Origin of the sequence: Leisingera coralii (assembly GCF_049056525.1) — a bacterium.
In the GTDB taxonomy this organism is placed as follows: domain Bacteria; phylum Pseudomonadota; class Alphaproteobacteria; order Rhodobacterales; family Rhodobacteraceae; genus Leisingera; species Leisingera coralii.
In genome coordinates, this window is the sequence record NZ_JBHUPT010000030.1 from 64,389 (window position 1) to 77,389 (window position 13,001).

The window sequence follows — 13,001 nt, forward strand, 5'->3', positions numbered from 1 at the left end:
GCTCAGCCCTCCTTTTCAATCTTGGTCAGGCAGTCGCGCAGCGCCAGCCCGTATTCGTACTTGGCCGGGCAGGCAAAGCCGACGAGGCCCATGTCCTCTTCGTCGAGCTCCAGCGCGCCCAGCTCCTGTGCGGTGTCGGTGTCCATGACCAGCAGCGCGCGCAGCAGCTGCGTCGGCAGGTAGTCCTGCGGCATCAGCCGCTCGAAGGTGCCGGTGGGCACCATCGCCCGGCGGCCGCCATTGAGGTTGCTGGTCAGGTTAAACAGCTTGCGGGACAGAGCAGAGCCCAGCACCGGCTGCACGGCGTATTTGCCGGGCATCGGGCGGATCCAGCCCATCGGGATCTGCTCGCGGTCTTCCTCGATGATGGCGACCTGGCGGGCGAAACGGCCGAGGTAGGCCAGCGGGCCTGCCGCCTGGCGGCCCGACAGGATCGAACCGGAGATCACCCGCACCGGGCCGTCCAGGGCGATCTCGCCGCGGGTCAGCTCCTCGGTGGAGGCGCCCGTCACGGTGCGGACCAGACGCGGCTGGCGCGCAGCGGGACCGGCCAGCGCAACCACGGTGGAAGGGTCCAGATGACCGGTCATCAGCAGGCGGCCGATGGCGATCACGTCCTGATAGGACACGGTCCAGACCTGATCGTCGGCGCGGACCGGGTGCAGGAAGTGGATGTGGGTGCCAGCCAGGCCCGACGGGTGCGGCCCGTCAAAGGCTGCAGCCTCCACACCGGCAAGATTGGCACCGGGGATGCTGTCGCCTGCCTTCTGGCACAGGAAGGTGGTGCCGTCGGTCAGCAGGGTAATCGCCTTCAGGCCGGTCTCGAATGCCTCGGCAGCGTCGTTGATGATCACCGCGGCATCAGCGGCCAGCGGCTCGCTGTCCGTCGCGGTGACGAAAATCGCTTCGGGCTTGGACCCCGGCTGCGGCATCTTGGAATAGGGACGGGTGCGGAACGCACCCCACAGGCCGGCCGCGCACAGCTTGGCGGTCAGGCCCTCGGCCGTGCCGGCATCGCCAACGGCGGAGAAATCCATGCCCTTGTCTTCGGCATCCGAAACCTCGATCACCACGCTTTGCAGCACCCGGCGCGCACCGCGGTTGATCGCCACGACCTTGCCGGTCATCGGCGCAACCATCACCGCGTCTTCGGCATCCTTGTGGCAGAACAGCGGGGTGCCGCGCTGGACCTCGTCGCCTTCCTGCACCAGCATGCGGGGTTTCAGGCCCAGATAGTCGGGGCCAAGCACCGCCACCGACGTGATTGCGGGGCCCGGGTGGATGACCTGCTCCGGTGCGCCTGTCACCGGCAGATCGAGCCCTTTCCTCAAGTTAAATGTTTTCATATTTGCGCTACGTCCCTCCAAGGCCGAATCCCGAGGCGGTTCTTACCCCGTTCCGGCAGCGGCGGCAAAGAAAACGCACAAAACGCCGTTTTCCGCACATCCGCACAGCCTGTCCTGATTTCCGGCGCACTCGAATCAAATTCGGCACCGATTGGCAAGGCTGTCCCCCGGCCTGTTCCCCAATTTCCTGTGCATGCCGCGCTTTTACCAGTCTGTTGGCGCTCACGGTCCTCGGGAAACCGTCAAAGCGGACTGCCGGAAACGGCAACGCCGTTCCGGCAGGCGCCGCCAAAGCGGGCCAGTGTGCCTGTCAGTCTCAACAGGCTGTAGAAACTGATTCTACCAAATACTGCTTAGTCAGGCGTCCCAGACCGCCTGCGGTTCGCCCATCAGATCGCGGTCGACGGTGATCCCCAGCCCCGGCGCATCCGGCACCAGCACGCCGCCGTCCTTTACGGCTGCGTCGAACTCCGCCGTTTTCAGCGTCACCATGTCCCGGCAATCCAGAATGCAGCGCAAGGACCGCTCCGGCACCGTGGCGCCCAGATGGGCAATGGCAGAGAACGCCACCACCGAGCCGACGGTATCCTGCACGCTCACGGTCGCGCCCGCGGCCAGGCACATGTCGCGGTGCCGCCGCCCATGGGTCAGCCCGCCGGCCTTGGAGATCTTGAGGCCGATACCGTCGGCCACATCCTCCGCCAGCATCAGCGCGATGTCCTCATCCTGCTGCACCAGCTCATCCAGGATGATCGGCACAGTGCAGCGCTTGCGCAGCGACATGGTCTCGCGCCAGGTCTTGCAGGGCGCCTCCAGCACGAAATCCAATCCCTCGGGCAGCATCCGAAGCATCCGCAGCGCGGTTTCCGGCGTCAGCCCGCCATTGGCATCGACCAGGAAGAACTCGCCCGGCTGCCGGTCGGCCAGCGACGCGCGGATGCGTTCGGCGTCCAGCGCCGGACCGCCCTCGCTGTCCAGCGCGCCGATTTTCACCGAATGGCCCAGGTATCCCATCTCCCGGTGCTGCGCGACGCGGGCGCGCATGTCCTCGGGGGAGCCTGCATAGATCGAGGAAATCACCGGCAGGCGTTTCCCGGTAGAGCCGCCCAGCAGCTCGCAGACCGGCAAGTTCACCGATTTGCCGAACAGGTCCCAGCAGGCCAGATCAATTGCAGACTTGGCATGGTTATGGCCGAGCAGAGCCTCATCCATCGCCTCGTTGATGCGGTCCATCTGCCGCGGGTCGCGGCCCAGGAGATAGGGCGCAATCTCAGTGATCCCGGCCCGCGCGCCCAGGGCGTGCGAGGCGATGTAGGTGGAGCCGAACGGGGTGCTTTCGCCCCAGCCCTCCAGCCCGGTATCGGTGGTGATGCGCACGAAAGACGCATCAAAGCTGCGGTACTCCCGCCCGCCCGACAGCATGTAGACGCCGCCGGAATAGGGCAGATCCAGTTGATACAGCTCGATTTTCTTGATCTTCATTCGGCGGCCTCCGGGATCATCAGCACCAGCTTGCCGGTGTGCTTCTTGCTCAGGAAGTCCTCCTGCGCCGTTGCAATCTCGCTCAGCGGATAGGTCTTGGCCACCAGCGGGCGGATTTCCCCGGCTTCGATGTAGGAGATCAGATTGGCGAACACCTCATCCTCCTGGAAGGTGCAGCCCATCAGGGTCAGGTCCTTGAGGTAGAGCGTGCGCACGTCGATCTCGCTGATCGGCCCGGCGATGGCGCCGGCGGTGGTGTAACGGCCGCCGCGCCGTAAAACGTCCAGAAAAGATGGCCATTGCGGACCGGCGACCAGATCGACCACCACGTCGATGGAGCCTTCGCCCAGCTCCTTCACCAGATCTGCGTTGCGGTCGACAACCCGGTCGGCGCCAAGTGCCAGAACCTCATCCGCCTTGGCGGCGGAGGACAGCGCTATCACTGTGGCGCCGCGGCGTTTTGCCAGTTGCACAGCAGCGGAGCCAACGCCGCCCGAGGCGCCGGAGATCAGCACGGTTTCGGCGCCGAGGCCCACCCGGTGCAGCATGTTCTCTGCCGTGGAATAGGCGCAGGGGATCGAGGCCAGCTCGGCATCGGACCAGTCGCAGTTCACCGCGTGAGTTTCCCGCGCAGGCGCCACCGCGAACTGGGCAAAGCCGCCATCGCATTCGCTGCCGAAGGTCCAGCATTCATAAGGGCGGTAATCGACGTAAGAACGCAGCATGTTGCGCACCAGAACCCGCTCGCCGATACGGGAGGCGTCAACCCCCTCCCCCACCGCGGCGATGTGGCCGCAGGCATCTGCGCCTTGAATGCGGGGGAATTCCAGCGGCTTGCCGGACCAGCTGGCGTCGTCGTCGTTGACGCTGTCAAAGCCGGTGGCGCCGCCCGCGTTGGTGTCGGCATCCACCGCCTTGGAATACCAGCCGATGCGGGTGTTGATGTCGGTATTGTTGATGCCCGCCGCCGCCACACGGATCAGCACCTCGCCCGGGCCGGGCTGCGGCACCGGCACGTCGGTGCGGTAGTCCAGTTTCTCGATGCCGCCGTGGCCGGTCAGCAGAACGGCCGCCATCTTATTGGGGATCATGCCCGTACCTCCCTTTGGAAATTAGATTGGCCGGCCCTCCCCTGCCGGCCAAAACAGGCTGCTGTCCCCGCGGGGACAACAGCCTGAAACTTGTGTCACAGCTCCAGCGGATGCGCCCGGCCGCGGTCCGCCAGGCGGCGGTTCAGCTCTTTCGCTTCCGGCAGCCCGGCCTCCAGCGCAAAGACAAAGGCGTGGGTCAGGTAGAAGCAGGCGGCGTCGATATTGCCCGCCTCCTCAGCCATGTCACCGGCCAGCGTGTAAAGCCGGACCAGCTCTGCGCTGTCCTTGTCTTCATGCGCCTGCAGAAGCGCCCGGTCGAGGTCTGCGCGCTCCATCTCTCAGCCCTTCAGCGAAATCGCGATGTTCTTGGTGCGCACATAATTATAAAGCGCCTCCAAGCCCTTCTCGCGGCCGAAGCCGGATTTGCCGACGCCGCCGAAGGGGGTGGAGATGCCGCCCGCGAACCATTCGTTCACAAACACCTGACCCGCCCGCAGACGGTTCGCGACGCGATGCGCGCGCGCCAGGTCGCGGGTGAAGACGCCGGCCACCAGCCCGAACTCGGTGCCGTTCGCCATGGCAATCGCCTCCGCCTCGGTATCAAACGGCGTGAAGCAGGTGACGGGGCCAAAGATCTCTTCCTGCGCGACGCGGGACGCGGGGTCCACATCCGCCAGGATGGTCGGCGCCATGAAATAGCCCTCCCGCTCCAGCCGGGCACCGCCGGATGCCGCGCGCGCGCCGCTTTGGCGGGCGGTGGCGGTGATGGTCTCGATGCCGTCCAGCTGACGCGCCGAGATCACCGGGGTCAGGCCGGGGTTTTCCAGCCCGTGACCGACGCTGAGGCCACCCGCCAGCGCTGCGGCGCGCTCGACGGCTTCCTCATAGATCGAGCGGTGCACCAGCACCCGCGACATGGCGGAGCAGACCTGGCCGGCGTTGTAGAAGATGCCGCTTTGCAGGGAGGACATCAGCGTGTCCAGATTGGCGTCTTCAAAGGCCACCGCAGCGGATTTTCCGCCCAGCTCCATCAGCGCGGGCGTCACCGGGTTGGCGGCGGCGCGCAGGATGGCTTGGCCGGTCGGCACCGAGCCGGTGAACACGATCTGATCCACCGCCGGGCTTTCCACCAGCCGCGCGCCAAGTTCAGAGCCGATGCCATTCAGGATCGAGACCGTCCCCGCGGGGACCTCGGCGCGTTCCAGCGCCACCCCCAGCATCGCCAGCGCCATCGGGTCCAGTTCCGGCGATTTGATGATCACCGAATTGCCCGCCGCCATCGCAGGCGCCAAGGAGCGCGCAGCGATCGACACCGGGAAGTTCCACGGCACGATCTGCGCGGAGATGCCGTAAGGCTCGTAGACCGTAAAATCAGCGTAATCGAGGCCGAGCGGGATCGACTTGCCTTCGATCTTGTCGGCCATGCCGCCGTAATATTCGAAATACTGCGCGGCCTCTTCGAATTCGTCATGCGCGGCGCTGAGGCTCTTGCCGCTTTCCCGGCACAGAAGTTCAGCACCTTCGTCCGCGATGCCGCGGATCTCCGCCGCGATGCGCTGCATCAGCTGGCCGCGTTTGGCGGGCTTCATGGCGGCCAAGTCGCCGCGCTCGAAACTCGCCCGCGCCGCGTCCAGCGCCTTGGCGAGGGTTTCCTCGCCCGCCAGCGCACAGTCGCCCACGTGGCTGCCGTTGCCCGGATCCTCGACGGCCATGCGCGCACCGCCGTCGCCTTCGACCCAGGCACCGGCCAGGAAATTCCTGGCCAGCCCGTCTTTCAGGAAAGAACTCATGCCTCGCGGCCTTTGGTCACCTGATCCGCCACCCAGGCGTGGAAGTTGTGGGTCGGCCCGTCCATTGCCGGCGAGAAACGGCCACCGTCAAACAGCTCGCCGTGGCGGCCCTTCTGCATGCCCTCGACGACAAAGACGTCCTCCTCGAACACGGTCTTCCACAGCTTGGCGTTCTCGGTGCGCAGGTCTTCCAGTTCCGGGGTCTCTTCCGGGGATTTGGAGTAGTAGAGCTCGATATGCTCGACGGTGTTCTCGGTGTTGACCGGCTCCAGGATGATCGCAAAGGCGTGGTCGCGCTGCACACCCAGCAGGACGTTGGGATAAACCGCGGTGTATTCGCCGCCCTCGTCCCACTTGCTGCTGAGGCCCTCGAAATCCGGGAACAGCTCGCCGTTCTCGCCCTTCAGCTGGCGGTAGACCAGAGTGCCCTGGCCGGAATACTTGCCCGGCACTTCGATGTTGTAATGGTCTTCCAGCCGGGAATAGCTGTTGAGGCCCGGATGCACCCACGGCAGGTGGTAGCTTTCGCAATAGTTCTCGACCGCCAGCTTCCAGTTGGTCTTCACTTCCAGCTTGAAGCCGGAGCCTTCGCCGCCGTGATGCACCGGGGTCTCGAACTCCTTCCAGCGTTCCAGCAGGTCGGCGTGGGCCTCCTCGAACTCCGGCGCGGTGCCGTCGACGTTCACGAACACCACGTCGCGCCAGACGTAGGATCGGATGCGCACCAGGCCCAGCTCGTCCAGCTTGATGTCTTCATGCTTGTTGTTGCCGGGGCCGCCGACGTGCGGAGTGGAGACCAGGCGGCCGTCCAGCCCATAGCACCAGCTGTGATAGGCGCAGCGGATGGCGCCGCGGATCTTGCCGGCCTTCTCGACCAGGATCATGCCGCGGTGGCGGCAGGTGTTCTGAAAGACGCCGACTTCGCCGTCTTTGTCGCGCACGATCAGCAGCGGCATGCCCAGGAAATCCACCGGCTTGGCATAGCCCGGCTCCGGCACGTCCTTGCCAAAGCCGATGCCGGACCAGTTGTTGAACAGGACCGAGCGTTTCTCCTCGGCAAAGACGGCGGGGTCGATGTAATGGGCGTTCGGCAGGCCGTTGGCAACGTTGACCGGAGCCATCACCGGGGCAAGCGTGTCGTGCTTGTTCATCTGGGGTCTCTCCAAGCTGGAAAAAGATGTGCGCGTTTTGCGCCATTGAAGGGAGAGAGCAGATTCACTCAATATCAGGAATTTTCGCGCTGGGGTTAGCTGGATTCACCTGAGCTGCGATTGACCTCGTCAATCACCCAATTGCGAAGCAATCGGGCGGATTCCGACAGTTCCGCGTCCGGGCGGCCCACCAGGTGGAACCCGTGCGGGGCGGCCAGCACATGCGGGCCGATCGGCACCAGCTGGCCCGCCGCCAGCAGCGGGTTCAAGAGCCGCTGCCAGCCAAGCACCAGCCCCACCCCGTCCTGCGCCGCCTGCAGCGCCACCGCGTAGTTGTTGACCCGCACACCCGGCGCGATCGGGCCGCTGTAGCCCAGCTGCTGGAACCAGTCGGCCCAGGTGGTCCAGCTCCGGTCGTCGGAGTCCAGATGCAAGAGCCGCTGCTGCGCCAGTTCCTCCAGCGCACAGCCGGTCAGGCGCTCTGCCAGCTCCGCGTTGCCGACCGGCACCAGATGGTCGCGGTAAAGCTCTGTCTGTTCCAGCCGCGTGTCCCGTTCCCGGCCGTAGCGGATATAGAAATCCACATCCGGCATGCTGCGCAGCGGCCGGTCGTTGACGATCTGGTTGACATTCACATCCGGGTGCCGCCGCCAGAACCGCACCACCGAGGGCGACAGCCACAGCGAGGCGACGGCGGAGGTGGAGCCGATGGTCACGGTGTCGCCGGTATGGCGGTCGCGGATGGTTTTCAGGCTGAGGGAGATTTTCGAGAATGAAGAGGCCAGGGTTTCGAACAGTGCCTCGCCCTCCTCCGTCAGCTCCACGCCGCGGTGCTTGCGCTGGAAAAGCGGCACCTGCAGCTCCGCCTCCAATGCCTTCACCTGATGGCTGACGGCGCCGGGGGTGACGGAGAGTTCCTGCGCGGCATTCTTGAAGCTGAGGTGCCGGGCGGCGGCCTCAAACGCAGCCAGGGTGGTGAGCGGCGGCAGGTTGTAGTGGCGGCGGGACATCTGCGGCTCCTGGCATAAGGCTCGGATGAAAGGGCTTCATTTCAATAGGGGAAATGCAGCTTTGAAGGCCAGCAAAGATTTCGCCCCGCGCCCGCCGTTTTCATTCGATGAAAACGGCCATGAAAAATCGATTTTTCATGGCCGGAAACCGCGCCGGTTTCCGGCACCCCTAGCCGATCCGGCCGCGCTGCAGCATCGGCGTCACGTTGAAGGCGGCCTTGTACACCCGCGAAAAATGGCCGGGGCTGTCAAAGCCGCAGGCCAGCGCCACTTCGGTGACCGAGGCCTCGGTCTGGATCAGCAGGTTGCGGGCGCGCTCCAGCCGCATCTCCATGAAGTATTTCTTGGGCGAGGTGTTCAGATACTTGCCGAACAGCCGTTCCAGCTGGCGGGTGGAGATGCCGATGTCATCGGCAATCACCGTCGGCGACACCGGATCGCTGATGTGGTCATGCATGATCTGGATCGCCCGGGCCAGATGCGCGTTGCGCATGCCGTTGCGCGATTGCAGCGAGACTTTCTGCTCCGCGGTGGCATTGCGCACCGCGTTATAGACCATCTGGTCGGCCACCGCGACCGCCAGGTCATAGCCATGGGTGCGCTCGATCAGGTGCAGCATCAGGTCTGCCGTGGCGGTGCCGCCGGAGGCGGTCATGTGCTTTTCATCCGCCACAAACACGCTGCGCACCAGGTTCACCTCCGGGAAGGCCTCCATGAAGCTGTCGTGGTATTCCCAGTGGATCGCCGCCTGCATGCCATTGAGGAACCCCGCCTCCGCCAGCACCCAGGCGCCCGAGCACAGCGCACCGATGGAAATCCCCCGCGCCTTCTCCCGGCGCAGCGCCGCCAGCAGGGGTTTGGTCACGTGGTTGCGCATGTGGATGCCCGACAGGGCAAACAGCTGGTCGCATTTCGGGATCGCATCGAAGCCATAGTGCACCAGCGTCACCGAGCCGTTTGAACACACCGCGGTTTCGCCGTTCTCGGAGCCGAAGGACCAGTCGTAGAGATCCTGACCGCTGACCAGGTTGGCGATGCGCAGCGGCTCCACCGCGCAGGAAAAGGCGAGGTGGGAGAATTCCTCCACCAGCAGAAAGGCAAAATGCTGCGTCTTTTTCATGGCTTGCCTCAAAGGAAAACGGACTGCGCGAAGGGTCGCCCCGCGCAGTCCTGGATTGCGGGTCTGCCCAGTATTACTTGGCTGCCGCGCGCGCCGCGTCCAGCCATCCGTCATAGGTTTCGCGGTTGGCTTCGATCCAGGCATCGACATGGCGGTCGATATCGTCCGAGCTGTCCTCGCCGTCGGCGATCAGCTTATTCTGGGCCGAGATGTCGTTGATGTCGATCTTGGCAAGCTCAAACAGCTTGGCCGCAGCCGGGTTGGCGGCCAGGAACTCGTCGGTGGCGACAACGCGGATGCTGTCCACCGCGAAGCCGAGGTCCTTGCCGTTGAAGGTGGTGTCACCGGTCGCCCCATCGGGCAGCGAGGAATAGGGCACCGCCAGGAATTCCACATCCTTGCCCGGCACCAGCGCGCCCGACACCCAGTAAGGCGTCCAGGTGTAATAGAGCACGTTTTCGCCGGCCTGGTTGCGGGCGATGGTGTCGGCGATAATGGCGTTATAGGCGCCCTGGTTGTGGTTCACGGTGTCGCGCAGGCCGAATTCGGTCAGCTGATGCTCGATCACCCGCTCGCAGCCCCAGCCCGGCACGCAGCCGGCCAGATCCGCCTTGCCGTCGCCATCGGCGTCGAACAGCTTGGCGTTTTCCGGGTCGGTCAGGTCGCCGAGGTTCTGGATGCCCGCGTCATAGGCGGATTTGTTGACCAGATAGCCCTGCAACGCGCCCTCGATCAGGGTGCCGACCTTTTCCAGAACCGCGTCGCCGCCGGATTCCTCGAAAAAGGTGTGATGCAGGGTGTTCCAATGCACCGCGGTGAAATCGGCATCGCCGGTTCCCAGCGCCAGGTGCACGGTCTGCGCTTCGACCTCCTGCGGCTCGGCCACCTCATAGCCCAGATCCTCCAGCGCGCGGAACAGGATGCGGTGCTGGAAGAACTCTTCCAGATAAGACTGGATCACCGGGCGCACGGTGACGCCTTCGCCGGGCTGTTCGCTGGCAAAAGCGGTGCCTGCCAGCATGGTGGAGGCTGCCAGCGCAGCCAGAGCGGTTTTCCTGAACATATGTAAGTCCTCCCTTGGGTGTTCAGATGAAAGAGAAAGTCAGTTTTTGCCGGCCAGGCGCAGCACCGCGCCGACGGGGCCGCCCTGCCACCAGTGGCGGTGGCCGCGGTCACGGCCAGACTGGCCCATGCCCTGGGTGATGCGGTCCAGCACGATGGCCAGGATCACGATGCCAAGGCCGCCGACCAGCGCCTTGCCCGCATCGAGCCGGCCCATGGCGCGCAGCACCTCGTTGCCCAAGCCCTTGACCGAGATCATCGAAGCGATCACCACCATCGACAGCGACAGCATGATGGTCTGGTTGACGCCGGCCAGGATGGTGGGCGTTGCCAGCGGCAGCTCCACCTTGAACAGGATCTGGCGCGGGCTGGCGCCAAAGGCGCGCGCGGCCTCCACCACCGAGGCATTGACGCCGCGGATGCCCAAGCTGGTGAGACGGATCAGCGGCGGCAGCGCAAAGATGATTGTCACGATCACACCCGACACGTTGCCGATGCCAATCAGCATCACCACCGGCACCAGATACACAAAGGCCGGAATGGTCTGCATGGTGTCGAGCACCGGCCGCATCGCCGCCTCGAACCGGTCGTTCTTGCCCGCCAGGATCCCCAGCGGCAGGCCGATCAGGAAGCAGAGGATCACTGCAGAGACCACAATCGCCAGGGTGGTCATCGCCAGCCCCCAGGCCCCCGGCGACAGGAAGCCGAGCGCCACCATGCTGACGCCCACCAGGATCGCCACCCGCCGGCCCGCGGCCTGCCAGGCGATCAGGACCAGGATCACCAGCATGATCACCGGCGGCACCGCATTGAGCGCGGTGTCGATGCCGACGATCATCTCGTTGAAGAAGTTTTTGACGGGCTGGATCAAGGCGCGGTTGGCGATCGCCCACTGCTTGACCCCGTCCGCGGACTCCGCAAGCCCCAGATCGACCGAGGAAAACGGGTCGAGGATGCTGAATTCTGTGTCTGCCATGATCTTGCCTCCTCAGTGCTTCAGGCCGGCGGCGTCTGCGACATCGCCCTGGATGCCGCGCAGCAGGGCGTTCTTGGTCACCACCCCGACGGTGCGGCCATCGGCCTTGACCAGCACCGGGTGCTGGGTCTGGACCGACAGGTTCACCAGATCGTCGAGCGACTGGCCGGGATGGGCCTCGGGCCAGCCGTCCTTGTTGGCGGGGCCGTTCATCTGCTCGTACTGCTCGACCGGGGTCATGATCTTGGCGGCCGAGATCAGCTCCAGCTTGGAGATGCCAGCAACGAAGTCGGCAACGTAATCGTCGGCGGGGTTGGTCACGATGTCCTCCGGCGTGCCGACCTGCACCAGGGCGCCGTCCTTCATGATGGCGATGCGGTCGCCGATGCGGATCGCCTCGTCCAGGTCGTGGGTGATGAACAGGGTGGTCTTCTTCATCTCTGCCGACAGCGACATGAACTTGTCCTGCAGCTGGCGGCGGATCAGCGGGTCGAGCGCCGAGAAGGGCTCGTCCATCAGAAGGATCGAGGGATCAGCGGCAATCGCACGGGCGAGGCCGACGCGCTGCTGCATGCCGCCCGACAGCTCATCCGGGTATTTCTGGTCCCAGCCATTGAGATCCACGGCGTCAATCGCGCGCATCGCATTCTCGCGGCGTTCACGCGCATCGTGGCCGCGCACTTCCTGGCTGAAGGAGACATTCTCCAGCACGGTGCGGTGCGGCATCAGCGCCATGTTCTGGAACACCATGCCGATCTTCTCGGCCCGCACCTCGCGCAGCTCCTTCGCGGACAGCTGATTGACGTCCTGCCCTTCGATGAACAGCTGGCCTGATGTGGGTTCGATCAGCCGGTTCACATGGCGAATCAAGGTCGATTTGCCAGAGCCCGACAGCCCCATGATGCAGAAGATTTCGCCCCGCCCGACGGTAAAGGTGGCGTCCTGCACGCCCACCACACAGTCAAAGCGGTCGCGCACCTCAAGCTTGCCAAGCCCCTGTTCCTGAACGGCTTTCATCGCCTCATCCGCGCGGCGGCCAAAGATCTTCCACAGATTGCGGCAGTCGATCACGGCTTCGTCAGGTTGCGTCGTCACCTGTTCCCCTCCTCCGAAAACATTTCCTGCATACTGCATATTTTTTCTCTGTACACAAATTGTATTTTCTTCTAACACAAAATGAGCAATCAGGTTGCCGAACCGGTTCCGCCGGGCCATCCTGCCCGTACTGGTTCAAATGCAACGATGGAGACTGGAATGAAGGACGCGTCCAAAAGCAGGAAAGCAGCGCTTTATGGCCACTTGAAAACGGCCATCATGACGCTTGGCCTGCGGCCGGGCGCGGATCTCGACGAATCGAAGCTGTCGGAAGAGTTCGAGCTGTCCCGCACCCCGCTGCGCGAGGTGCTGCGCCAGCTGGCCGGCGAAGGCTATGTCGACCTGCGGGAAAACCGCGGCGCGCGGGTCAGCGAGATGTCGCACATGACCCTGCGCGACTTCTTCCTGGCGGCGCCGATGATCTATGGCGCGGTGCTGCAGCTGGCGGCCAAGAACGCCACCGAGGCGCAGATCGCAGAACTGAAGGCAGCGCAGGAAGACTTCAAGGCGGCGCTGCGCTCCGGCTCCGGCGCTGACCGGGCGATGGCCAACAACCGCTTTCACGAGATCACCGGCGAGATGGCCGACAACATCTATCTCGCCCCGTCCTTTCAGCGGCTGCTGATCGATCATGCCCGCATCGGCATGACCTTCTACCGCCCCCAGGACCGCCAGATGGCGGAAAACCTGGGTGAAGCCAGCGCCCAGCACGACGCCATCATCGCCGCCATCGAGGCGGGTGACGAGGCGGCGGCGGGGCAGCTGGCGATCGACCATTGGAACCTGTCGCGCGACCAGATCGAGCTGTTCGTCATGCCCGCCGGGCTTGATGTGCCGCTGGGAACGGTGGCGCGCAAAACCCCTGCATGAGGACCCAG

Annotated in this window: 12 protein-coding genes; 1 reads left to right on the top strand and 11 read right to left on the bottom strand. The window is 64.7% G+C overall.

Features of this window, described 5'->3' with window-relative positions; genetic code table 11:
* Positions 1 to 2: 2 nt before the first annotated feature.
* From ACFMBG_RS11865 to ACFMBG_RS11915, 11 genes are all read right to left on the bottom strand, one after another.
* Positions 3 to 1,346: a Na(+)-translocating NADH-quinone reductase subunit A gene (locus tag ACFMBG_RS11865; RefSeq protein ID WP_421054909.1), complete on the bottom strand. Its 1,344-nt coding sequence runs from the start codon at positions 1,344 to 1,346 to the stop codon at positions 3 to 5.
* A 357-nt stretch (positions 1,347 to 1,703) separates the two neighbouring features.
* The gene (locus ACFMBG_RS11870) at positions 1,704 to 2,828 is read right to left on the bottom strand and encodes a mandelate racemase/muconate lactonizing enzyme family protein (RefSeq protein WP_421054910.1); all 1,125 of its coding nucleotides are present in this window, start codon (positions 2,826 to 2,828) and stop codon (positions 1,704 to 1,706) included.
* Positions 2,825 to 3,919, bottom strand: coding sequence for an alcohol dehydrogenase family protein (locus ACFMBG_RS11875; RefSeq protein ID WP_421054911.1), 1,095 nt, complete (start codon positions 3,917 to 3,919; stop codon positions 2,825 to 2,827). Before ACFMBG_RS11875 ends, ACFMBG_RS11870 begins: the two co-directional genes overlap by 4 nt.
* A 95-nt stretch (positions 3,920 to 4,014) precedes the next feature.
* Positions 4,015 to 4,254, bottom strand: coding sequence for a hypothetical protein (locus ACFMBG_RS11880; protein ID WP_421054912.1), 240 nt, complete (start codon positions 4,252 to 4,254; stop codon positions 4,015 to 4,017).
* Between the two features lie 3 nt (positions 4,255 to 4,257).
* Positions 4,258 to 5,709 carry an aldehyde dehydrogenase family protein gene (locus tag ACFMBG_RS11885; protein WP_421054913.1) on the bottom strand — a complete coding sequence of 484 codons (1,452 nt, stop codon included), beginning with the start codon at positions 5,707 to 5,709 and terminating at the stop codon, positions 4,258 to 4,260.
* Entirely contained in the window at positions 5,706 to 6,860 is a 1,155-nt protein-coding gene (locus ACFMBG_RS11890; RefSeq protein ID WP_421054914.1) for an aromatic ring-hydroxylating oxygenase subunit alpha, read from the bottom strand. Before ACFMBG_RS11890 ends, ACFMBG_RS11885 begins: the two co-directional genes overlap by 4 nt.
* A 95-nt stretch (positions 6,861 to 6,955) precedes the next feature.
* Positions 6,956 to 7,870 carry a LysR substrate-binding domain-containing protein gene (locus ACFMBG_RS11895; RefSeq protein WP_421054915.1) on the bottom strand — a complete coding sequence of 305 codons (915 nt, stop codon included), beginning with the start codon at positions 7,868 to 7,870 and terminating at the stop codon, positions 6,956 to 6,958.
* 169 nt (positions 7,871 to 8,039) lie between these two features.
* Positions 8,040 to 8,990, bottom strand: a complete 951-nt coding sequence (locus tag ACFMBG_RS11900; RefSeq protein WP_421054916.1) for a GlxA family transcriptional regulator — start codon at positions 8,988 to 8,990, stop codon at positions 8,040 to 8,042.
* A gap of 73 nt (positions 8,991 to 9,063) precedes the next feature.
* On the bottom strand, positions 9,064 to 10,053 hold the full coding sequence (gene proX / locus ACFMBG_RS11905) for a glycine betaine/L-proline ABC transporter substrate-binding protein ProX (RefSeq protein ID WP_421054917.1): 990 nt from the start codon (positions 10,051 to 10,053) through the stop codon (positions 9,064 to 9,066).
* Between the two features lie 39 nt (positions 10,054 to 10,092).
* Positions 10,093 to 11,028 carry an ABC transporter permease gene (locus ACFMBG_RS11910; protein WP_421054918.1) on the bottom strand — a complete coding sequence of 312 codons (936 nt, stop codon included), beginning with the start codon at positions 11,026 to 11,028 and terminating at the stop codon, positions 10,093 to 10,095.
* A 12-nt stretch (positions 11,029 to 11,040) separates the two neighbouring features.
* Positions 11,041 to 12,123: a quaternary amine ABC transporter ATP-binding protein gene (locus ACFMBG_RS11915; protein WP_421054919.1), complete on the bottom strand. Its 1,083-nt coding sequence runs from the start codon at positions 12,121 to 12,123 to the stop codon at positions 11,041 to 11,043.
* A gap of 159 nt (positions 12,124 to 12,282) precedes the next feature.
* Here ACFMBG_RS11915 and ACFMBG_RS11920 point away from each other — a divergent pair, with 159 nt between their 5' ends.
* Positions 12,283 to 12,993 carry a GntR family transcriptional regulator gene (locus ACFMBG_RS11920; RefSeq protein WP_421054920.1) on the top strand — a complete coding sequence of 237 codons (711 nt, stop codon included), beginning with the start codon at positions 12,283 to 12,285 and terminating at the stop codon, positions 12,991 to 12,993.
* Positions 12,994 to 13,001 lie beyond the last annotated feature (8 nt).

Bases quoted from the DNA above. Each gene is read 5' to 3' on its own strand.
- ACFMBG_RS11920 (WP_421054920.1), top strand. From the start codon at position 12,283: ATGAAGGACGCGTCCAAAAGCAGGAAAGCAGCGCTTTATGGCCACTTG.
- ACFMBG_RS11880 (WP_421054912.1), bottom strand. From the start codon at position 4,254: ATGGAGCGCGCAGACCTCGACCGGGCGCTTCTGCAGGCGCATGAAGAC.
- ACFMBG_RS11900 (WP_421054916.1), bottom strand. From the start codon at position 8,990: ATGAAAAAGACGCAGCATTTTGCCTTTCTGCTGGTGGAGGAATTCTCC.
- ACFMBG_RS11890 (WP_421054914.1), bottom strand. From the start codon at position 6,860: ATGAACAAGCACGACACGCTTGCCCCGGTGATGGCTCCGGTCAACGTT.
- ACFMBG_RS11895 (WP_421054915.1), bottom strand. From the start codon at position 7,870: ATGTCCCGCCGCCACTACAACCTGCCGCCGCTCACCACCCTGGCTGCG.
- ACFMBG_RS11865 (WP_421054909.1), bottom strand. From the start codon at position 1,346: ATGAAAACATTTAACTTGAGGAAAGGGCTCGATCTGCCGGTGACAGGC.
- ACFMBG_RS11870 (WP_421054910.1), bottom strand. From the start codon at position 2,828: ATGAAGATCAAGAAAATCGAGCTGTATCAACTGGATCTGCCCTATTCC.
- ACFMBG_RS11910 (WP_421054918.1), bottom strand. From the start codon at position 11,028: ATGGCAGACACAGAATTCAGCATCCTCGACCCGTTTTCCTCGGTCGAT.
- ACFMBG_RS11875 (WP_421054911.1), bottom strand. From the start codon at position 3,919: ATGATCCCCAATAAGATGGCGGCCGTTCTGCTGACCGGCCACGGCGGC.
- proX (WP_421054917.1), bottom strand. From the start codon at position 10,053: ATGTTCAGGAAAACCGCTCTGGCTGCGCTGGCAGCCTCCACCATGCTG.
- ACFMBG_RS11885 (WP_421054913.1), bottom strand. From the start codon at position 5,709: ATGAGTTCTTTCCTGAAAGACGGGCTGGCCAGGAATTTCCTGGCCGGT.